This is a genomic window from Eggerthella lenta DSM 2243 (assembly GCF_000024265.1).
Taxonomy (GTDB): domain Bacteria; phylum Actinomycetota; class Coriobacteriia; order Coriobacteriales; family Eggerthellaceae; genus Eggerthella; species Eggerthella lenta.
Genome location: NC_013204.1, coordinates 3,033,583 through 3,052,725, shown reverse-complemented (window position 1 = coordinate 3,052,725; position 19,143 = coordinate 3,033,583). Strand labels below are relative to the sequence as shown.

General features: G+C 62.2%; 33 protein-coding genes. 1 reads left to right on the top strand and 32 read right to left on the bottom strand.

Going from position 1 to position 19,143, the window contains the following annotated elements; all coding sequences use genetic code 11:
- Positions 1-9: 9 nt before the first annotated feature.
- The 32 genes from ELEN_RS13165 to ELEN_RS13005 form a co-directional block, all read right to left on the bottom strand.
- On the bottom strand, positions 10-903 hold the full coding sequence (locus ELEN_RS13165) for a hypothetical protein (RefSeq protein WP_015761300.1): 894 nt from the start codon (positions 901-903) through the stop codon (positions 10-12).
- 26 nt (positions 904-929) lie between these two features.
- Complete coding sequence (locus ELEN_RS13160) at positions 930-1,472, bottom strand: hypothetical protein (protein WP_015761299.1); 543 nt, start codon at positions 1,470-1,472, stop codon at positions 930-932.
- Between the two features lie 183 nt (positions 1,473-1,655).
- A complete protein-coding gene (locus tag ELEN_RS13155) occupies positions 1,656-1,856 on the bottom strand; it encodes a hypothetical protein (protein WP_015761298.1) in 201 nt (66 codons plus the stop codon).
- Positions 1,846-3,267, bottom strand: a complete 1,422-nt coding sequence (locus tag ELEN_RS13150; protein ID WP_015761297.1) for a phage minor capsid protein — start codon at positions 3,265-3,267, stop codon at positions 1,846-1,848. The genes ELEN_RS13155 and ELEN_RS13150 overlap by 11 nt, the downstream gene beginning before the upstream one ends.
- Positions 3,267-4,670 carry a phage portal protein gene (locus ELEN_RS13145; protein WP_015761296.1) on the bottom strand — a complete coding sequence of 468 codons (1,404 nt, stop codon included), beginning with the start codon at positions 4,668-4,670 and terminating at the stop codon, positions 3,267-3,269. Before ELEN_RS13145 ends, ELEN_RS13150 begins: the two co-directional genes overlap by 1 nt.
- 30 nt (positions 4,671-4,700) lie before the next feature.
- On the bottom strand, positions 4,701-6,380 hold the full coding sequence (locus ELEN_RS13140; protein WP_015761295.1) for a PBSX family phage terminase large subunit: 1,680 nt from the start codon (positions 6,378-6,380) through the stop codon (positions 4,701-4,703).
- Positions 6,381-6,518: 138 nt separating this feature from the next.
- Positions 6,519-6,800, bottom strand: a complete 282-nt coding sequence (locus ELEN_RS13135) for a hypothetical protein (RefSeq protein ID WP_015761294.1) — start codon at positions 6,798-6,800, stop codon at positions 6,519-6,521.
- Positions 6,773-6,961 (bottom strand): hypothetical protein, encoded by a 189-nt coding sequence (locus ELEN_RS13130; RefSeq protein WP_015761293.1) that lies wholly within the window; start codon positions 6,959-6,961, stop codon positions 6,773-6,775. Before ELEN_RS13130 ends, ELEN_RS13135 begins: the two co-directional genes overlap by 28 nt.
- A gap of 198 nt (positions 6,962-7,159) precedes the next feature.
- A complete protein-coding gene (locus ELEN_RS13125) occupies positions 7,160-7,366 on the bottom strand; it encodes a hypothetical protein (protein WP_015761291.1) in 207 nt (68 codons plus the stop codon).
- Entirely contained in the window at positions 7,363-7,608 is a 246-nt protein-coding gene (locus ELEN_RS13120; protein ID WP_041691668.1) for a hypothetical protein, read from the bottom strand. Before ELEN_RS13120 ends, ELEN_RS13125 begins: the two co-directional genes overlap by 4 nt.
- Positions 7,605-7,799, bottom strand: a complete 195-nt coding sequence (locus ELEN_RS13115; protein ID WP_015761290.1) for a hypothetical protein — start codon at positions 7,797-7,799, stop codon at positions 7,605-7,607. The genes ELEN_RS13120 and ELEN_RS13115 overlap by 4 nt, the downstream gene beginning before the upstream one ends.
- Entirely contained in the window at positions 7,789-8,898 is a 1,110-nt protein-coding gene (locus ELEN_RS13110; RefSeq protein ID WP_015761289.1) for an RtcB family protein, read from the bottom strand. The genes ELEN_RS13115 and ELEN_RS13110 overlap by 11 nt, the downstream gene beginning before the upstream one ends.
- 196 nt (positions 8,899-9,094) lie before the next feature.
- The gene (locus ELEN_RS13100; protein WP_015761287.1) at positions 9,095-9,370 is read right to left on the bottom strand and encodes a hypothetical protein; all 276 of its coding nucleotides are present in this window, start codon (positions 9,368-9,370) and stop codon (positions 9,095-9,097) included.
- On the bottom strand, positions 9,361-9,705 hold the full coding sequence (locus ELEN_RS13095; RefSeq protein WP_015761286.1) for a DUF4406 domain-containing protein: 345 nt from the start codon (positions 9,703-9,705) through the stop codon (positions 9,361-9,363). The genes ELEN_RS13100 and ELEN_RS13095 overlap by 10 nt, the downstream gene beginning before the upstream one ends.
- Positions 9,702-10,163 carry a DNA N-6-adenine-methyltransferase gene (locus ELEN_RS13090; RefSeq protein ID WP_015761285.1) on the bottom strand — a complete coding sequence of 154 codons (462 nt, stop codon included), beginning with the start codon at positions 10,161-10,163 and terminating at the stop codon, positions 9,702-9,704. The genes ELEN_RS13095 and ELEN_RS13090 overlap by 4 nt, the downstream gene beginning before the upstream one ends.
- Complete coding sequence (locus ELEN_RS13085) at positions 10,160-10,381, bottom strand: hypothetical protein (protein ID WP_041691666.1); 222 nt, start codon at positions 10,379-10,381, stop codon at positions 10,160-10,162. Before ELEN_RS13085 ends, ELEN_RS13090 begins: the two co-directional genes overlap by 4 nt.
- Positions 10,369-10,803 (bottom strand): hypothetical protein, encoded by a 435-nt coding sequence (locus tag ELEN_RS13080; protein WP_143924748.1) that lies wholly within the window; start codon positions 10,801-10,803, stop codon positions 10,369-10,371. Before ELEN_RS13080 ends, ELEN_RS13085 begins: the two co-directional genes overlap by 13 nt.
- Positions 10,764-11,561, bottom strand: a complete 798-nt coding sequence (locus tag ELEN_RS13075; protein ID WP_015761282.1) for a DNA-methyltransferase — start codon at positions 11,559-11,561, stop codon at positions 10,764-10,766. The genes ELEN_RS13080 and ELEN_RS13075 overlap by 40 nt, the downstream gene beginning before the upstream one ends.
- Positions 11,542-12,255 carry a DNA-methyltransferase gene (locus ELEN_RS15800; protein ID WP_015761281.1) on the bottom strand — a complete coding sequence of 238 codons (714 nt, stop codon included), beginning with the start codon at positions 12,253-12,255 and terminating at the stop codon, positions 11,542-11,544. The genes ELEN_RS13075 and ELEN_RS15800 overlap by 20 nt, the downstream gene beginning before the upstream one ends.
- A complete protein-coding gene (locus tag ELEN_RS15795; RefSeq protein WP_015761280.1) occupies positions 12,248-12,883 on the bottom strand; it encodes an ATP-binding protein in 636 nt (211 codons plus the stop codon). The genes ELEN_RS15800 and ELEN_RS15795 overlap by 8 nt, the downstream gene beginning before the upstream one ends.
- A gap of 28 nt (positions 12,884-12,911) precedes the next feature.
- Positions 12,912-13,607, bottom strand: coding sequence for a conserved phage C-terminal domain-containing protein (locus tag ELEN_RS15980; RefSeq protein ID WP_015761279.1), 696 nt, complete (start codon positions 13,605-13,607; stop codon positions 12,912-12,914).
- A 10-nt stretch (positions 13,608-13,617) separates the two neighbouring features.
- The gene (ssb, locus tag ELEN_RS13055; RefSeq protein WP_015761278.1) at positions 13,618-14,124 is read right to left on the bottom strand and encodes a single-stranded DNA-binding protein; all 507 of its coding nucleotides are present in this window, start codon (positions 14,122-14,124) and stop codon (positions 13,618-13,620) included.
- Positions 14,121-14,468, bottom strand: coding sequence for a hypothetical protein (locus ELEN_RS13050; RefSeq protein WP_015761277.1), 348 nt, complete (start codon positions 14,466-14,468; stop codon positions 14,121-14,123). The genes ssb and ELEN_RS13050 overlap by 4 nt, the downstream gene beginning before the upstream one ends.
- Entirely contained in the window at positions 14,468-15,001 is a 534-nt protein-coding gene (locus ELEN_RS13045) for an ERF family protein (protein WP_015761276.1), read from the bottom strand. The genes ELEN_RS13050 and ELEN_RS13045 overlap by 1 nt, the downstream gene beginning before the upstream one ends.
- Positions 14,991-16,046 carry a DUF1351 domain-containing protein gene (locus ELEN_RS13040; protein WP_015761275.1) on the bottom strand — a complete coding sequence of 352 codons (1,056 nt, stop codon included), beginning with the start codon at positions 16,044-16,046 and terminating at the stop codon, positions 14,991-14,993. The genes ELEN_RS13045 and ELEN_RS13040 overlap by 11 nt, the downstream gene beginning before the upstream one ends.
- Entirely contained in the window at positions 16,039-16,359 is a 321-nt protein-coding gene (locus tag ELEN_RS13035) for a hypothetical protein (RefSeq protein ID WP_015761274.1), read from the bottom strand. Before ELEN_RS13035 ends, ELEN_RS13040 begins: the two co-directional genes overlap by 8 nt.
- A 47-nt stretch (positions 16,360-16,406) precedes the next feature.
- The gene (locus tag ELEN_RS13030; protein ID WP_015761273.1) at positions 16,407-16,922 is read right to left on the bottom strand and encodes an Atg14 domain-containing protein; all 516 of its coding nucleotides are present in this window, start codon (positions 16,920-16,922) and stop codon (positions 16,407-16,409) included.
- Positions 16,915-17,340: a RusA family crossover junction endodeoxyribonuclease gene (locus tag ELEN_RS13025; protein ID WP_015761272.1), complete on the bottom strand. Its 426-nt coding sequence runs from the start codon at positions 17,338-17,340 to the stop codon at positions 16,915-16,917. The genes ELEN_RS13030 and ELEN_RS13025 overlap by 8 nt, the downstream gene beginning before the upstream one ends.
- A complete protein-coding gene (locus ELEN_RS13020) occupies positions 17,337-17,741 on the bottom strand; it encodes a hypothetical protein (RefSeq protein WP_015761271.1) in 405 nt (134 codons plus the stop codon). The genes ELEN_RS13025 and ELEN_RS13020 overlap by 4 nt, the downstream gene beginning before the upstream one ends.
- Positions 17,738-17,980, bottom strand: a complete 243-nt coding sequence (locus tag ELEN_RS13015; RefSeq protein ID WP_015761270.1) for a hypothetical protein — start codon at positions 17,978-17,980, stop codon at positions 17,738-17,740. Before ELEN_RS13015 ends, ELEN_RS13020 begins: the two co-directional genes overlap by 4 nt.
- A gap of 94 nt (positions 17,981-18,074) precedes the next feature.
- Entirely contained in the window at positions 18,075-18,323 is a 249-nt protein-coding gene (locus ELEN_RS13010; RefSeq protein WP_015761269.1) for a hypothetical protein, read from the bottom strand.
- Positions 18,324-18,335: 12 nt separating this feature from the next.
- Positions 18,336-18,560: a helix-turn-helix domain-containing protein gene (locus ELEN_RS13005; RefSeq protein ID WP_015761268.1), complete on the bottom strand. Its 225-nt coding sequence runs from the start codon at positions 18,558-18,560 to the stop codon at positions 18,336-18,338.
- A 201-nt stretch (positions 18,561-18,761) separates the two neighbouring features.
- Here ELEN_RS13005 and ELEN_RS13000 point away from each other — a divergent pair, with 201 nt between their 5' ends.
- Entirely contained in the window at positions 18,762-19,136 is a 375-nt protein-coding gene (locus ELEN_RS13000) for a helix-turn-helix domain-containing protein (protein WP_015761267.1), read from the top strand.
- Positions 19,137-19,143 lie beyond the last annotated feature (7 nt).

The window sequence follows — 19,143 nt, the reverse complement described above, 5'->3', positions numbered from 1 at the left end:
GTGCCCTCCTTAAGCCTTGTAGCTCGAATAGATCAGGCCGGCCTTGTTCTCGTAAACGAAAACGTCGTGGAACAGGCGGTACTGCCACTTGTGGGCTTCCTTGTCCTGGTTCACGTCGGGGGAGAAGTAGCGCAGCTTCTCGTGCTTGTTCAGCACTGCGGCGGCTGACGGGTGGATCGCCATGAAGTTGATCGGCACGCCTGCGGCCGCCTGCTTGTATCCGCCGGCCTCTTCGCCGGTCGTCTTGCCGTCGAGCAGGTCGATGGCCGTCAAGAAACGGTTACCGGGCACCACGATGAGCTGCATTTCGTCGAACGTGTCGAAGTTGCCGTTCGGGGCCTCGCTCTGGCCGATGCGCCACGGCTGCGCCTTGCGAAGCAGCGTCTTCATGTGGGACGTGAGGCACAGCTTGCAGGAGGAAAGCTGCGCGCCGGCGTCCTGCAACGCCTCTTCCGCGAGCAGCACGGCGTCGAGCGCCGCCTTCTCGTCGGTGAACGTCTCGGCCTTCTTGGTCCCTGCCTTCTCCGTGAGCTTCGCGAAGCGGATCGCATCGACCTCCGGCGCGACCATGGCGCGCGCGAACTCCGCCATGAGGTTCGCGGAGACGAGAAGCTCGTGCTCCTCGTCCTCCATCACGTCGATCTCGAACTCGCGGGCGCGCTCGTAGTTGAGGCTCACGGTTTCCCAGTCGAGCGTGACGCTTCCGACGGGGAAGCCCACGGCTCGGTCGTAGTCGCCGAGGCCGTCCATCGCGATCTTGGCGATCTTCACCTCGCCGTTGCCCTTAAGCTCGCCCACGAGGTCGCCATTCATGTTCAGGAAGCTCGTTTTCGGTTCCGTCTCGAGCACCTTGTCGAGGCGGGTGGTGAACTTCGTCACCGCGTTACCGAGGTTGTTTGCCATGCTGTGGTTCCTTTCCTAGTGTCGCCCTACTTGAGGCCGAACGCGCGGTCGAGCTTGTCGTCGATATCGCTTCCGCCCGCGCCCTCCGGCTTCTTACCCGTAGAGCCTTTCTTCTTGTCTTCTGCGAACAGGTAGGGGTAATCGGCCTTGAGCTTGTCCACGTCGCCCTCGTAGTCGCCTACGAGCTTCTTCGCGGCCTTGAACTTCTTCTCGTCGGTGCACCCGGCGAGCTTCAATTCGTAGTCGGTGCGGATTTCCGCCTGGTCGTCCTTAAGCTCGGCGATCTTCTTCTCAAGCGCGGCGCGGCCCGCCTCGGTCTTCGCGGCTTCGCCGATCTGCTTCTCAAGCTCCGCAATCTTCGCGTCCTTCGTCGCGATATCGCGCTCGTACTTGCCTTTGCTGATTGCCGGGTGGCCGTGCTCGTCGGTCAGCTCTTCGCCGTCCTCCGCAGCGCCCTCGGCCCCTTCTGCGGCCGGCTTCGGGTCGGTCGCCTCCGTTGCCTCGGTCGCTCCTTTCTGCGGCTCTGCTGCGGCTTCCTCGCCGGCCTTGTCCTCGTTCTCGGGGTCCATGCCTGTCCTTTCCCTAGCGGTTGTTTACGCGGTTCCCTCCGCGCTTTAGGTGCGCTTTTTACGCGGCGCTTGGCGTTGGCTATATGGTCGGCGGGGTGTCGCGCCGCTCCGGGCGCTGGACGGAACGAAAAAGCCGCCCCGTGGGGCGGCTGCTGTCGGTGGATATGGGATTGCGCGGGGAGGCTAGTCTGGTATCGCCTCTATGAGGCGCAGGCATGCCTTGCCGTGTTCGTTGAGGCCGTCGCCCTTGGCGTTGATGCCGTGGCGCTGCAGCTCGGTCGATAGGGTTTCCTCGATGCGCACGAGCGCGTCATCGTCGAGGCCGTCGAAGCTCTGCGGCAGGCCGAGCGACGCCAGCATGCCATTCTGTCCGTCATCCAGCATTCTCGGCCTCCTTCGCCTCCCGCTCGTACTTGCGTGCTATCCGCGCCTTCGTCTTGTACGCGGTGACGATCTCCCCGGTGTCGGGGTTGACTATCACTGTAGCATCTTTGCCGACAAGTTTCTGGGCTCGCCTCCCGTTGTCGTCGGCCACCGCCTCGAACCTCTTGAGCGGCGACGTTATGGCGCTCGCCGCCGCCTTCTCCGTTATGCCGCGCTCCCGCATCCGCTCGGTCCCGTGCTTTGTCCTCGCCGGTCCCGTGGTCTTCGGCATGTCGCCAGCCCACTCGCGATGCTGGTTGCGGTGGAGCACCGATGTTCCCGGCTTCGCCTTCGCGTTTGCTTCTTCGAGCAACTTGCGCATGGCTTCCTGTCGGCTTTTGATCGCTTGCTTCGCCTTCATAACCTCCGCGAGCTTTTCGGCGCTGCGGTCGGCGTCGTATTCTGCCTGCGCGCCTCGCAGCTCGCGCTTCGCCTCGCGTATGCGGCGCTCAATGTAACGCTGCTTCTGCGTGAGCCGGTATACTTCATCGCCCCTCACGCCCGATGCGTGCTTCGGGTCGTGGGCGTAGGCATGGCGCGTGCCGTGGATGTATGGTGCGAACGAATGGCGGCAGTTCGCCCCGAGCAGCCCTTCGACGGTTCCGTAGCCAGTCGCGCTGTAGAAGTCGCGATACCTCACGCCGCCTATGGTCACGTCGCCTTTGAGGCTGTAGCACCGCCCCTGCCACTCGGCATGTTCGGGGCGCGCTCCCGGATGGCTCGAAACCTCCACGAGCGCCACGTCAAGCTCGTTCATGCGCTCGAGCGTCATGCGCGCGCCGTCCTGCGCGATCTGCGTGCGCACGTGGCGGCGCACGGCAACGTCCACCTTGTTTTTCACCGTCTGCCGGCCGGTGGCTGCGTTGCGATAGCTGATGATGCTTATCCCTTCGCGCTCAAGCTGGCGCACGGCTTCGTGTATTGCCTTGTCTGGCGTGGTCGCGCTTATGTTCACGCTGGTGATGGCTCGCGTTGATGCCTCCAAAAAAGCCCGCTTCGCGCCGTCGATCATGTCGAGGTTGTCGCGTTCGAGGATGCGCGCTATCCCATCGACGGTTGCGGCGACCTGGTGGGGGTAGGCGGTCCTCCCGCCGCCGAGCCTGCGCACGTCGTCCTCGTCCGACCGCTTGAGCGCGTCTTCGACTGACGCCATCACGGCCGCAGCGATTCCGCCGGAATTGCGCCGCAATATCTCGCGTAGCGCGCCGTCGTGCGTCTGCGCGAGCATGGCCAGCGACGTGTAACCGCGCGAGGTGAGCTTTTCGTCTAGCAGCATCTGCGCCACGAGGTAGTCGAGCATTTCCGCCTCGATCTGCGTGTAGGCAGCGGCCACCATGTCGCCGGCCTTGTCGATGTAATCGGGATCGAGCATTAGAACCCGATATCGACTATCTGCTCCGCCGGCACGGCCGCAACGGCGTCCTCTTCGCTCATGCCGTAGTACTTCATGAGGTATTCGACTTTGAGGCGGGGGACCCCCAGCGCGGCGATCTCCGCGAGGGCCATGCTCTTCTCCGCCTGCGTGTCTGTGATGATCGAATCGTCGAAGCCGATGCTCACCAGCCCGACCTTTCCGAGCTTCGCGCCGCAATGGAGCTGCGCGCACAGCAGCGCGGCGCGCATAACGTCGTCGATGGCCGCGCGCACGACGTTCTCGTGCTTCCTGATGTTGCGCATAAGCGCCGAATTGTCGCTCGATACCTCGGTGGCCGTTTTCAGCCCGCCACCCTTGTCGAGGACGAAGTAGTTCTGACCGAAGCCGCAAATGTCGCCCAGCTCTGCGAGGGCAACGCCGAACGCCTCCTTGAGCGGGGTGACGCGGATATCCGGGCTGAACACCTCGAAGAAGTCTTTGCCCGTCTGCCCCGCGATCTTGCGGAAGAACCGCCCCTTCGGCCCGCGCGGCGCGACGGGAACCATCCGCCCCTTGTCGTCGCGCACGTCGATCATCTCGTCGGACATGAACACCATGGCCTCGGTGAGGTCGATTTCGTTGCACAGCGCGTCGAACGTCAGATCGACCGCCTTGATCGCGTCCACACCGTCGGCGAAAACGCTCATGCCGTAGGGCGACAGATCGACGCACGTGTTCTCGATAGCCGGCTTGATGATGCCGAATGGCGGGAGGTCGATCAGCGTGTCGAAGTCGGGGAGCACGCCGTGCCGCTCGGCGTCAACCTCGCGGCCGTCCATGAACAGCTTCGTTTTGATGTGGTACGTGCCTTCGTCCAGCACGTAGAGCTGCAACTGATAGGCACGCTTGCCCTTGAGCGAAACGCTCGTGCAGAACGCGCACTCGGTGATGCCCTCTTCGTCCCACGACAGCGGCACCACCATTCGCGCGTCGTAGCGACGGATCTTCATGGCGGTTTCCGTGTCGCCCCTCACGTCGAACCACAGCGCCCACGCGCCGGTGCCGAGCGCCATGCTCTTCTCTACGAGCGATTGGCCGTTGACCCAGAAGTTCGAGGCGTCGAGGAACCCATCGAGCCATTTAGCGGCCTTCGCCCCCTCGCAGGTGATCGTGGTTCCCTCGTTGAGGATCAGCGATGCCCATTCCCGGCATACGCGCCGTGCCGGCCTGATGCTCATGCGGCGACGCGTCTTCTTGCGGCCCTCCACGGTCGTATAGCCCTCGTCGTACCACTGCGTGGTGCCGGTGTACCACTGCCACCATGTCGATACGAAGCCCTCCATCGAGGTGTTTGCGGTGTATCCCGCCTCCCTGATGGCATCCTTTACGCAGCTCGGTATACTGAATTCGTCTAGCGCCATTGCCGCCCTTTCCTTCCGTGTTCGCTCGCCCTATTCTTCGGCCGGCGTCGCGCGGTATGCGCCCCTCGCGCGGCGCACTATCGGCATGAGCGAATAGCGCACGGCGTCTACCCAGTGGTCGTTCCCGTCGGGTATCTCGTTGAGCACTTCGCCGTCCTTGTTGACCGCGTACTGCATCGCCCGAACCTCCGCCGCGAGCTTCGGGCACCGCACGGGGTCGATGACCCACGTGCTCGATTGCACGAAGCGATACGACGCGTCGCGCATGTTGCCCTTGCCGGCCTCGCGTGCGTTGATCCCCGCGTCCCTCTGCGCCGCTATGGCCTCCGGCGCGGCATCGTCCGACCGCACGGGGATATGGTGGTAGACGGGATCGCCGTCGGGCGTGTCGCGCCACGTGAGCAGCGCACGTATGCGCTTCGCCTGCTCGCCGGGGTGCAGCTTGTTCGCGCCGTCCTCCCGGAATGTGAGCAGTGTACGCGTGTTCTGCCGCCACTCGGACAGCGTGAACGCCCACGGGTCCGGGTACCATCCGAAGTCCTGGCCTGCCTTGAGGTTGTCGAAGGCGGCGATCTCCTCGTCCGTTATCTCGCGGAATACAACCTTCTCGGGGTCGAACACCTCGAGGCCCATGCCGACGGCCTCGCCCATGTACTCGTGCAAATATGCCTTGAGGTCGATACGCTTCAATTCCTCGGCGTCTGCGTGGAACTGGTCGCCGAGCCATTCGCGCGGGGCGTTGAGGTAGTTCGACGTGAACACCGGTTCGCCCGCATCGCGCCGGCGCTGCATTTCGACGTTGATCCACGAGTGCACCGAGCGGGGCGGGTTGTACGTGTAGAGGCGTATGCAGTCGTTGCCGCCGCGCGTGAGCGATTGGTTCACCTTGCGGATTTCCGCCATGCCCTTGAACATGTCGGCTTCCTCGTACCAGGCGACGCCGATATGGCCGAACGGCACCTTGATGGATTTGATCTTCTGCGCGTTGTCGCAGCCACGGAAGATGATCAACTGGCCCGTGCTGCGCTTCTTGATGCGCAGCGTGGAATCGGGCATTTCGTACTCGTCTTCAAGGCCGAGCATCTTGATCGCCCACACGACCTGCGCATAGGCGGCATCGCGTATCGCCGTCTTGTACTTCATCAAGACGAGCGCGTGCTGCTCGGGGTTCTGCTCTATGTAGTTGACCACTTCGAGCGAGGCATAGGACGACTTCATGGAGCCGCGCCCGCCGCCGAGCCACACGTCGGTTATCTCGCGTCGCGCGATCATGCGGTGCGGCTTGCAGAAGTCGGGCGATATGAGCAGGCCGAAGTCCGCGACGAACAGCGGGCGCACCGTGGCGTCGTCCTCGGCGTACGGCAACAGCTCGCGGGACGCGGCGACGAGCGCGTGCGAGGCCGCAGGGTCGATTCTGCGGCCCGTTTCGGCGTCCTCGGCTACTCGCGCCCATGCGGTATCAGCTAGGCTGTCGAGGCGGCGCAGGAGCCGCCCACGCGTGAGCTTCGCGTCGCGCGCCCCGGCCTCGTTCAGCTCGTGCAACCTTGCCGAAACCTTAGCTTGTTTTTCGAGGTTGCACGCCTTCGCGTCTACCGCCGCGTCGGTCGAATTGCACTTCGGGTACGCGGACCTGTAGGCGCGGCGCTGCGACAGGCCCCTCGCGCGGGCTTGGCAATACAGCTCTTGGTTCTGTGTCAACTTCTGGGCCATGCCTAGCATGTTCCCGGAGGCGTCGCGCCATAAACGACGAGCGCCGCCCGGTGTGGACGGCGCTCTCGGAGGGGGTGGGTGCGCGGTAAGGAGAATTGGAGGAACCCGCGCAATTGGCATTGTCTAGGCGGTGTCGCGTCACGCGAGCACTTCGGGATCCGTGTGCTCTCCGCATACGTGCTTCGGCGGGACCCTCGGCGCGTGCTGCACTGGCGTTCCATCGACTACGAACACCTCGGGCTTCGTCTGCTCGTCGGCGATCCTGCGAATCTCGGCCAACGATTCGGCCATGCGCTCGAACGCCTCCTTCGCCGTTTCCCCGATGCGCGCAAGCTCTCCGGCGAAGGCCGCTATATCGACGCTGCTGCATTTCGAGGCTTGGGAGACGCGCCTTACCGTATCTTCGAGGCTATCCGACATATGCCCTCCTTCACCCATAGAGCGAGGCTTCCAATTACACAGAACGGCACAATGAGGAACACGAACGCGGCCAGCACGAGTAGGAGCAGCGGCACCAGCGCCGCGTCCTCCATGAAACCGGCGCAGCCTGACGGCTGGCGGTTCTTGTAATGCGTACTCATGGCCTGATCCTTTCCCGCTCCCATCGCCGATAGATCGCGTCGAAGCGTTCTTCGTTCTCTGCGATATATTGTTCGCTTTCCTCGTCGTCAGGCAGTCCGCCCACGTAGCAGGCGTATTCGCCGTACTTCTCGCGGAACCCAACGAGGTCGCCCACCATGCAATCGCCGGCGTTTGCGCCTCCTGCCTCGAATAAGCATTCACCCGAGTTGCACACCGTCGGCCTCGCTTTCCAGCCATTCGAGCGCGTAAGACTTCCTGTAGTCGCTGCCGAGGTGCTTCCATTCGGCATCTATGCCGGGGAAGCGGGCGAACACTGAATCGTTTATCTTCTGCCGCACCTCGCTATCGGCGATCATTTCAGCCGCCCGCTCCGGCGAGCCGAAGTATTTCTTCCAGTTGGTCATTCGATGACCTCGATTCGATGCGGCGGCGTTATCTTCGTGGGGATGATTCTGCGCGGCATGTTCCAATCGGCCATGGAATCGTGCAGCACTATGTGGTCTACGTCATCCGGTTTGAGCCAGTCGTTAATTACGCACGGTTGCCTGTTCTCGTGTCGCATGTACCAGCCGCGCAATACCTCGTTGCCGTCCTCGTCCAGCACGCGGACCATCGGCACCCCGGGAATCGGCTCTGTTCCGATCATTCGCCTGCGCCTTCCTCTTCGCTTTCCCTCTTCTTCCACATTTCGCACACTGGGCGGTGCTCGCAGTCGATGATCACGTTCAGCTTCGTGTCGCCACTGCGTTTCCCCGCCACCACCGCCTCGGCGGAAGGAACGACGAGACTGCATCCTTCCTGGCATTCTTCGAGCATGCTGTAAACGTTAGCCTTCATGACGTGCCCGCCTTTCGCGCTTCTGCTCCACGGCCTTGAAGTTGTAGACGGGGTACAGGCGCTTCTCCACCTTGACGGTTGGGTAGAGCGCATCGACGATCTGCTCCGCCGGCTTGTACGCGTCGGGTGCCTCGTCGAGCGTGCCTTCGCACACAGTGGACGAGTAGACGTTCGCCATCTGCTCCCGGAAGCCATCGACGGACAGCTCGCGCTTCGCCTTGGCGCGGCTCATGGCGCGGCCGGCCCCGTGCGGTGCCGAGTTGTTCCAATCCTCGTTGCCGCGTCCTATGCCGAGCACCGAGCCGTCGCGCATATTGAGCGGAATGAGCACGCGTTCGCCCTCCTGCGCGCTGATCGCTCCCTTGCGCACGATACCGTCGTTGCCGATGTAGTTGTGGACGGTGTGGAACGTCCCTCCCATCAAGACGCCCAATCGAGCCTCGCGGTATATTGCGTGCATCATCGCCTCTCGGTTCAGCCCCGCCCATCGCTCGCACAGGTGCATATCGTGGAGGTAGGCGTCGCGAAGCTCACCGGTGAGGTATTCGAGGCCCTTCGGCGTCGGCTCCTTGCACGTCTCGACGGCCATTCGCTGGTAGATGTTGGCGACTTGCAGTCCGAGGTTTCGGGAGCCGGAGTGCACGACGAGGTACGCGTCGCCGTTGCCGGCGGCGTCGATCTCGACGAAGTGGTTCCCGCCTCCAAGCGTCCCCATGCTGCGCTCAAGGCGTGCGACGTTCTGCAGCTCGTTGCGGCATAGAAGCCCCATCGCGTCAATGTCGCACGTCTGGACGTTGTGCACGGCGAATCCTGACGGCACGCTCTTCTTCACCACCTCGTCGAACTCGTCGAGGTGGCATTCCTCGATGAATTCGATGCGCGAAGTCAGCATCCCGCATCCGATATCGACGCCCACGAGGTTGGGCACCACCTTATCCCCGAGGTTTGCCGTGAAGCCGATGACGCAGCCCGCGCCAGCGTGAGCATCGGGCATGATGCGAATCTTCGCGCCCTCGAACGCCGGCGCGTTCGCGAGCGTCTCGATCTGCTCCATCGCGGCTGATTCGAGGTTTTGCGCGTATATCTTCAAATCGTTCATAGCGTTTTCTCCTTAGGTAAGTATGGTTCGGGTAGTTCGTGCCATGCGACGGCTATGCGTCCGCCTCGGCTGTTCGGAACGGCGAAGTATCCGAGGCCGACGTGGACGCCGAGGAACAGCTCGCCGTGCGCGCCTTGGCAAAGCACGAGGATCCCCGCCGGCGGTTCCTCCTTCGCTATGTCATGCCACGTCGCGCTCATTCGTAGTACCCTCGCTCTTCGTTCTTGCGTATGGTTGCGCGCTTGATGCTGTCGAGTGTGTCTTCCGGCACTTCTCGCAACGCGGTTTCGCAGGCGTTGATGACGTCCATAAGCTCCATTGCGTAGAGGGGATCACCGACCCTTTGAGCCTTCATCACCTCTTCTGCTTCCTCGATGATTTTCAATGCTTGGTCGCGCCGCATACGTCCGTTCTTCGGTATCCATTTCGAGCACGGCGGGAACTGCCATTGCCAAGGCGTTGCTACTTGCATGTTTTCCGTCCTCTCTTCGCTGGCATCCTAGCGGCCCACTGGCTGACGGTCTTAACGGGCATCATGAGGCTGCGGGCCACGTGGGCCTCAAGCTGCGCGCCCTCGCTGCGCTCCCATCCGTCGAGCATCGCGAGGCCGTCGGCCTGCGCGATGATCGCCATGAGGGTGATCCGCATCGCCGCCGGCCACTTCTCTCCGGGCCGCACGTCCCAGTGCGGTATGCGGACGATGTAGCCGCACGCCGCCAGCTCGTCGGCTGCGGCCTCGAACGCCTCGCGGTTGTCGTCGGGCATGCCGGTGACGGGGCCGGAGACGTACAGCACGGGTCGCGTCATCGGAACACCACCACCATCGAGGGGAACGGGGCCGCATCCTTGGCTTTGCCTTGAATACAGAACCGCAAGCGACCGCGGATGAAACGGACCTCCGCCTTGTGATAGATGTAGTCGTGAAAATACGTTGTGTCTGTGCGGGCTGGTATCAGCATGACGACGACGGTTCCGGGGTTAAGGGCGACTTCGGCATGGGCTTTTTTCACCCATTTCGATAGCTCTCTCCCGTATGGAGGATTGCAGAAAACGCGCTCGCCTGCCCATGACTGGCATAGCCCGTCGTCTTCTATCGTGTAATGCTTCTCGCACTTCGCGTTTTCGTCCGTGCTTGCCGGGTCGAGCGTGAAGTGAAACTCGTTGTCGAGCGTGTCGAACAGATCTTGCGGCGTTTCCCAATAGTGCCTCTCGCTCGAAAAGGCAACGCCGCCTTTTCCGCAGAACGCCTCTTTCTCCTTGGTCATTTCTCCTGCCATCCCTCGTATTCGCATGGCGGGGCGAAGTTGTCGCCCCACTCGTCGGTTTCCTTGCAGTACGCCAGCCCGCAATCCGGGCAGACGATTCCGTACTCGCACGTCCCGCATCCGGGGTTCGCGTGCTTGAGGGCCGCGAGCGCGGCGTCCTGCGTGGCGCAGTTGATATCCCACGCCTGCGGCCCTCCGAAGCGGTCTAGCACACCCATAGTTCCGCGTTCTGCCAGTCGGTCTTCACCCTCTGCCACCCGTCCATTTTGAGGGCGGCGTCGTACTTCGTCGGTTCGTCGGTCAGCAGGTATTCGAGGTGCCCGCCGTCGAGTTTCGGGTACGTCGATCCAATTGCCTCGTAGGTCGGCACCCAGCGGAAATGCAGCATTTCGTGGTGCGCGAGGCCGTGGCAGTAATACCGGCCGTCCGCGTCGCGCAGGTTGTTGCCGAAGCCGCACAGCGTGATCTCGGGCTTCTTGCGCTTGCGACCGTGGGCGTCGAACAGCTCGCCGGCCGAACGCTTGACGATGTGGTGCGAGTTGAGCGGTTGCGTTCGCCCGCAGATCGGGCAACGTTCGAGGCGGATGGTCGGCGCGTCCATCAACGGCCACCAAATCGGCGGCAAAGTCGTCTTAGCCATCTATCTGCCCCCCCCCCTTCATTGAAGAGCGTTTCTTGGGAAAGCTCCGCCGATACCCGGCCGTTCGCCAGATGGCAATACTCCTCGCTCATTTCAAACCCGATGAATGACCTGCCCGTTCTTATCGCTGCAATAGCGGTGGAGCCTGAACCCATGAACGGATCGAGCACCGTGCATCCTTCGGGTGTGATCTTGAGAAGGTGCTCGAGAAGCTCGACCGGCTTCTGCGTGGAATGGATGCGCTTCGCCGTAGGTTCCGGGCTTTTCTCGAAGTAGCCTTTGATGCAGCAGCCATCTGACGGCATAGGCCCCTTGCTTCCCCAAACGCAGTATTCGGCGTTCGAGGTGAAACGGCCCTTCTGCGGCCTCGCGGCAGGCTTTATCCATGAGAAGACGCCTCGGTAGATGAACCCGCCCATCTGCAAGGCGTTCACCGTCGCCGCGATCTGCCGCCAGTCGGTGAAAACCATCGCCACCGATCCCTGCTTCAAAACGCGGTGGCATTCGGAAAGCCACATGGCGCACCAGTGCATGAAGCTCAACTGGTCGCGGTTGTCGCCGTAGAACTCCGGCTTGACGTCGATGACGCCCGTACTCTGGTACTTCTTCGATGTTTTGCCGGCGCGGTCCCCTCGGAACATGCCGCCGGACGAATAGGGCGGGTCTGTGAGAAGCGCGTCGCATGAATCGCTCTCAAGCTCCCGAAGCCCCGCTAATGCGTCCACGTTCCTGATCGTGTTATCGCTCGATGTTTCCACGTTTGCCTTCCTCTGACGTAACGAACAACTGACCTTGCGAAGCCTCGCCCTCGATGCGCCTCCTCGCGACCTCCGCGATGGCCGCGTTCGCCTCGATGCCGACGAACCTACGGCCCATAGAGACGGCGGCGACGCCCGTGGAGCCGGAGCCGCAGAAGCAATCAAGCACCTTGTCGCCTCGCGCGGTCGTGAAGTCGAGCATCATGCGCAGCAGGGGGACGGGCTTCTGCGCGCTGTGCACGCGGTGGGCGGTGGGAACCAGCTTGAACGTCTGCACGTCGAGCGTCTTGGCGTTCGGCCGTTTGAAGCCATCGCAGGTGTAGAGAAGGCATAGCTCATGCGACGCCCGCAGCGGGTCGCCGGTTCCGGGCCAGTCCTTCGACCACACCATGCACGAGGCGGGGAGCCACTTCGCATCACATGACGCTTTGTAGATTCCCGGCAGGCCTCGCCAGTTCATGAACAGCCACATGGCCCCGTCCTTGGTGAGCTTCGGCCGCACCGCGTCGATGACCTCGCGGTAGAACCTCGCGCCGTTCATGAGGTCGGCCCACGGGTCGATCATGTTGTCGCGGTGGACGCTCTGCGTGCCGATCATGTAGGGCGGATCAATGAGCACGCACCGGCAAGAAGCCGGCTCGACGCGCCCGATCACGTCGAACATGTCGCCCGCTATCACCTCGAATTCAGGCATTGCGAAGCCTCCGATCCGGCCCGGTGATCTCGACAACGCGGGCGGTCACGAGCCTCGAAACGACCGATTCGGCCATGGTGCGGTCGCCCTTCGTTGACATGTGCGCCAAGAGCTGGGCGGCGTTCATGTTCGTGGTTATGATCGTCGGCTTGAGGCGCGTATACCGCCTGTCCACAATGTCGAAGATGATGGGCAGCGAGTAGTCCGTGGGGTTCTCCTTGCCGAGGTCGTCGAGCACGAGCACCGGCACGTTGCGGTAATGCGCCTTCACGTCCTCCTCGCTCTCCGGCCGTCCGAACGTCTGCTTGCACTCGTCGAGAATTCCCTGCATCGTCGCGAACTCCACGCGGTGCGTCTTGGCGAGGTGGAGCAGCGCAGCGCAAGCCTGGTGCGTCTTTCCGCGCCCGTTGCGGCCTGTGAGCAGGAGCCAGCCCGTGCCGCCTTCCGCGACCTCGCTGGCGTACTCCGCGACCGCAGGGTGGCAGTCTTCGAGCGATGCGGATGCGTACAGCGGAGGGATGTGCGCGCTCGCGATCCTCTGCCTGGCGACGCGCACGTGCTCACGCCTTGCCGCCTCCTTCGCCTCGCGGTCGATCTCCGCCCTCTGCTCGTCGGTGAGCGCGGGCATTTTCATTACCTTCTCAAGGCTGCGGCGATCAGAACGTCGCAGCATATTCGCTAGTTTCTGCACTCGAACCTCCTTCGTCCTTCTGGTTGAGGTATTCGTCGAACTTGTCGCCGAACAGGGTGGACGGCCTCACGAAACGCGCCATCCTCTTGTCGTCCTTCCATTCGGCGTTCTTCTTCTCGATGACGGCTTTCACGTCGTCGATGGTGCGGCCTGCGTCGAACACGCGGCGAAGGCCGCACCACGCGTCACCGGGCATGTCGCGCACGTCCTGCCCGGTGATGGCGTTGAAGGCAGCGAGGGCTTCGACGGCGAATGCCGCCGCCTCGTTGTCGCACTCGTCCAAGGGGGGTAAGGGGGGTTCCTTAAGGTCTTTCTCCCTCTCACTCTCCCCCTTTAATAGGTGACCGTCCGGTTTGACATTGGAGCCATCGCGGTTTTGATTGCCGCTTTGATCGCCTGTTGCTTTCGGTTTGATTCTGCTTTGATCCTTCGTTTGATCGTCGTTTTGATCGGGCTTTGATTTGCCCGCGTTCGAGCGTTTGCGCGATAGGTCGATGCGCTCGCGAAACGCGATGAACACGGCCTTTGATGCTCCTTTGATGCTCGGCTTCTCGTCGGGGTCGAAGTAGTAGGCGACGATTGCCGCCGCTGCGGCGTCCCTGTCCTTTTTCGGCAGCTCGCTGCACGCCTCCCAAAAGTCATCTTGAAAATAGAAACCCATGGTCTGACGCCTAGAAGGGGATATCTTCGTCGTACACCGACATGGGAACTTGGACGGCCTGCGGCGGGACGGCGACGGGCGCGGGCTGCTGGTAGGCCGCTGCGGGCTGCTGGACGGGCGCAGGGGCCGGCTGCGGCGCGTATTGCGGCGCGTACGCCTGTTGTGTCGGCTGCGGCGCGTACTGCGGCTGCTGCGGCCTCGCAGGAGGCTTGATAAGCCCGATCTCGCGCACCTTGAATGCCGTCTCGCTGCGCTTGTTTCCTGCTTTGTCGGTGTACTGGTCGAAGCGCATGGAACCCCAGACGAGCAGCACGGCACCCTCGACGATGTTCGCCGCCTTTGGGTCGTTCTGGCCGTTGTGCCAGTATTCGCACCGGAAGAAGGCCGGCTCGCTCTGCTGCGTGCTGCGGTTGTAGTCCGGCGAGTTGAGGGTGAACTTGGTCACCAGCTTCCCGGCCTGCGTGCTGCGCACCTCGACGCCCTTGCACACGTAGCCGTCCATCACGAAGTCCTTCATGCCGCTCCTCCTTGTCCGCCGCTGCTCCATATGCGGCTGATCTGCGCGTCGAGCATCCTCATGCGCAGCTTGTATACGTTGATCGCCTCTTGCGACGCCTTGTAGATCGCCTCCGAGCAGTCGCGCCGCTGCTTGAGCGCGGCTATCTCGGGCTTGCCTCGGCAAACGTCGCTGATGATGGTCACGGGCGTTCGCTTGTCGCGTTCCGCAAGGATCTCGATGCGCAGGGCCTTGCGGTATTCGGCCTCGTTCTCGGCGTACTGGCAACCGCTCGTCTTGCACGTATCAAGCTCGCGCATGAGGGCGTCGGTCAGCTCGTCGAGCTGCGCGTAAAGCTCCTGCATCACTCCACCTCGTAGTCGGGGTTAGGGCAGCAGCGGTACGTGCGCATCTGCTCCGGGTTGAAGAACTGCATGCGGGTGCCGCAGCTCCGGCAGCGGGCGAGGAACGGGCCGCTCGCCGGAGGCTCCTGCTTCGCCCCCTGGCCGTCCGCGTCGGTCGAATCGTCGAGCGCGAACAGGTTCCCGAGGGCGCGCTTCCCTGCGTAGGACGATGCAGCTCCGGTTATCTGCGACGGGTCCATCTTCGTCTTCTCCGCGACCTCGCGCGCCCATCCGTGGCGCTCCTCGCTCTCGCCGCTCTCCACGTCAGTGAGGCGTGCGGTCGTGACGACGTACACCCATCCGTTTTCAAGCAGTCGAACGTCGTCGTCGCATGTGATGATGCATCCCTTCTCGTGGCACAGCGGCTTGGCGGCTTCGAGTATGTCTTCCTTGTTCCGGTAGTAATACTCGCCGTAGTCGCTGTAATGCCCCTTCTCGACCTTGAGGGCGTTTTGAATCTCGAGCAGCTTGGATTGGATGACGCTACCGGTCATATCCGACACCCCCCGCCTCGCGCATATACGCCTCTTGCAGCGTGCCGCGTTTGAAAACGCCGGTAACCCCGATGCTCCCGGAGAACCGGCCGATCTGCTGAATCTGGTCGAGCGTCGCCAAGTTGATGACCATGACGTAAGGGCCTGCGTCGGGCGGGACCGGCTCCGGCATAGGCGCGGGCATGGGCTGCGGCGCGCACGCGACGACGGGCGCGGGGGCGGGCTGCGGCGCGCTCACGGGCACCGGCGCGGGCATCGGCGCAGGTGCCGGCTCCGGTCGCTCTTGCGCTGGCGCGGCCTCCTGTGCCTCTTCCTCCTGCGCCATCTCGCGCTTAAGCTCTTCGATGCGCCTGTGGTCCTCCACGAGCTTGTCGTTATACGTGCAGGCTGCGCCGAGGTCCAAGTGCTCGAAGAAGAACGCCTCTGCAGCATCGTGGAATTCGAGGTTGCGCTTCTTGAGGCTGTCCCAGTCGTTCGCGACCTTTTCCACCTTCGCGTCAAGCTCCTTGATGGCCTGCGGCAGGGTGGGGCGCTTGTTGAGCCACTTGGGATCATGGAGCCTCGCGTAAGGCACCACGGGCGCGAGCAGTTCGGCGAACTCGCAGTAATGGGCTTCGAGCGCGGAATACTTGGCGTCCTTCTCCGCCTGATCCGCCTGCTTCTTCACGTCGTCGAGGCGCTTGGCCGTCGCCTTGATCTTGTCGCGGATCGAGTTGGCGCGCGCCTCGAAGGCGTCGAGGGGCTTGAGGTATTCCGACTTGACGGCCTTGCGCCGCGTGTCGAGCTGGGAGGCGAGGCCGTTGAGGTACTTCTTCTCGCGGTCGCACTGCTTCACGTCCTCGGCGTTGTCCGCCGACGGCTCCCAGTCCGCGTAATCTTCGAGGATGCCATCGACGTATTCCTCCAACGCGTCGAAGTTCGCCTCGATGCTCCCGGGCTTGTTGGTGACGGACAGCTCCGCCTTCTGCTGATCTTCTGCGCCGTCGATGATCTCGGCTTCCACCTCGACGACCTCGACCGTATCGGCCGCTTTCGCCCTAGGCATGGCGCACCTCGACCTTCATGACGCCGCCCATGCCGCAAACCTTCCGCGCGACAAGTTTATCGACCATCTGCGTCGCGGCTTCGGCGATATAGGCGTCGTGTGCGTTCCTCACGAAGTCCTCGATGGTCGTCCCGCGCATGTCGCCGCTTTCGAGGCAGGCGAAGTACAGGCCGACGGCAACCCCGTTCACGAAGTAGTCGGGGATGCCTTCCATGCTCGAAACCTTCTTCATGAGCGCATCGGCCTGCGCCTCGGTGATCGATCCGCAGCCACACAGGATTTGCTTCTCGTCGCTTTTCTGCTTGTCAAACATTTTTTCTCCTTAGAATGCCTGTTCAGGTATCGAAATATCCAAAAAATTCAGTTTTTCAACTGGTCTTCCATGCGCTCGATCCGCCGTCGCCTCGCGGCGTTCTCGCGGTCGAGGTTGAGCGTTTCCCACCTCTGCACGAGCACGGCGTTCTGCTCTTCGATCCTCGCCGCAGCCCACGGCCTCATGCCGTCGGTAACCGCTTCCAGCCTCGGCTTCGGGTCGATCCGCGATTCGTGCAGTTCCGGGCGCTTGAGCGCCCGTTCCTCCGGCGCGAGCCTGTCGAGCAGCGCCTTCTCCCGCTCCATCTGCTCCGCACGCGTCTGCTTGCGCGAGCACACGGGGCAGAAGCCGAGCGTGAGCCTCGTCCGCCATGCGCAACAGTTCGGACACCATACGAGCGTGCTTTCGTAGTGCTTGAGGGAAACCCCCATGCGCTGCGCTTGGCGCTCCACGGCCTGTTTCGTGCGCTTGAGGTGGCGTGCGATCTCGTGCGCCGGCTTGCGTCCGGCCCATCGCCTGATGTAGGCAAGCTCGCCGACGGTCCACGCGCGTCCCCTAGGCACCGGTCACGCCTTCCACCGAGATCCGCACGCTGTCGCCCACGCGGCGCTCGCGGTCGTGCTTGTAGACGTGCAGCTCCACCACCTGCTTGTCGTCGTCGTAGGCGATCCCGTTCAGCCCGTCGAGCACCGCCTTCGCGATGTTGTCGATATCGGGCGTCATGGTGTCAGGCTCGCCGAGCACGCGCTTCGGCCTGCTTCCGGGCAGGACGCGGAACACGTCGATGCGCACGGAAACCGGCCCTTCGTGTCTCGGCCCCTTGTAGGCTTGCCCGAGCGCCCGTTCCTCGTCGATGGTCGCCTGCGGGGTGTACACGTGGCACCCCTTGAGCTTCCAAGGGCAGCTCGTGCACTTGCCCCGGAATTCGAGCTTCACGCGGCGCTTGACCGGCACGAAGTTGATTAACGTCTGGCGGTTCATGCGGCCTCACCTCGATTGCACATTTCCAACGCCTCGCGCCACGACGACGCGCGGAAGACGGTATCGGCGTCCACTTCCTCGCGCCAGATGCGGGCGAGGGGGGCTTCATCGATGGGCGCGCCCTTGAAATGCACCGTATGGGCCGCTCTCGGGTACTTCATGGCCGCGTAGCGTGTGAATATGGCCCACAGGTTGTTGTCGCGGCAAAGCCGCTCGACGTTGGACAGCCTCACCTTCTTTTCGCGCGCCAGCTTGAAAGCGTCACCGCGCATGAAGCACGGGTTACCCTTGTCAACCTCCGCGAGGATGACGCCCACGAGCCAGTCGAACGCGTCGAGGTTGCCGGCGATCCACCGGCACGCCTCGCGGGCGCGCAGCTCCGGCGATTTGGCGGCGCTCATAGCTCCACCGCCGTCATGACGGCGTAGCCGTAGCCCTTCTCATAGCCGATCTGGTAGGCCCAACCGAACCCCCAGATGATGGTGATGCAAAGGGCTAAGGCAAGCGATGCGCCTAGCAGCTCGTGGCTGCGATGTGGTATGCTGCGGTTCGTCCGGTTTCGGATAGGGCGCGGCTGTCGTTGGTAGCGGGGCCGCGCTTCTCGTTTTCCGCGCGTTTCCGCGCGTTGGCTTCGAGCCATGCTTGGTATCTCCTTTCGTTTTCGGGGTCCTTGTAAAACTGCGAAATGATCCTCGACAGCCTCGTGGCCATCGAACGCTGTTCCGGTGTCATGGCTACGCCGCGTCGTCCGGCTCTTCGGCTTCGTCGATCTCTTCTTCGTCGAAGAATTCGCCAGTTTCTTTGCTGACGAAAAGAACCTGCTGGTCGTCGATGATTTCGAGCCTGACCTTCGTTCCGGTCAGCAGCGCGAGGTCGGGAAGCGTCGATTTATACTCTTGGTCAAGCTCGAACTGCATGGTCGTTTTGCCGGCCTTGATGTTGCAGCCTGTAAACCACGCTTCCACTTCTGCACGTTTGAACATCTTTCCTCCTTTCTAGCTTGCTCGTTGGATGGGTTGCTCGTCGAACAGGTATTCGATAGGCAGCGTTGGGAACAACTCGCGTTGGACCTTGATCGCCTGCTTTACGGGGAATGCGCTATCGACCTTTCCGTTCATCCAGTCGGAAATCGTGGTTACGTGCTTTCCGGTCGTCTGCGCGATATCCCTCTGATCGACGCCGAAGCGTTTCATTTCCGCTTCGAGGTTGGGGTACAGCAATAGGCTCACCTCCTCTCAAGATTGCCCGTCGTCTGCGATCTTCTTGGAAAGAATCTACAGACAACTGTAATCGCAATCCAGATTATTACAGACGTCGGGAGAAAAGGCAACATTAATCCGAATTTAGTTACAGACTTCTGTGATTTGACTATGCGAATTGGTAGTTTCTCTGTATAATCCAGCTATCGCGAAGGAGTAAAAATGGACAACAGAATCGCAGCACTACTCAAGGAGCGAAACATAAAGCCTGCTTCATTTGCTGAAATGGCGATGATTCCTGCCTCTACTGTTTACGCCATTGTCAACGGGACTACGAAGTTCGACAAAATAGGCATCGGTACGTTCATCAAAATCGCCAAGGCGTTGGGCATGACCGTCGAAGAGCTTTACTTCGGCACATACGAAATCGATCCTGCGTTGTCAGAGATTACGGCGACGTATCGGCAGACAACGCCGGAAGGAAAACGATTTATGAGTGCGAATGCAAAAACCGTCCGCGAGGTTTACCCGACGGACGAAGCAAAAAATGGTGGGGAAAACAACGTGCAGGATGATCACGTTTCCGGTGTAGCATAGGAGGGGT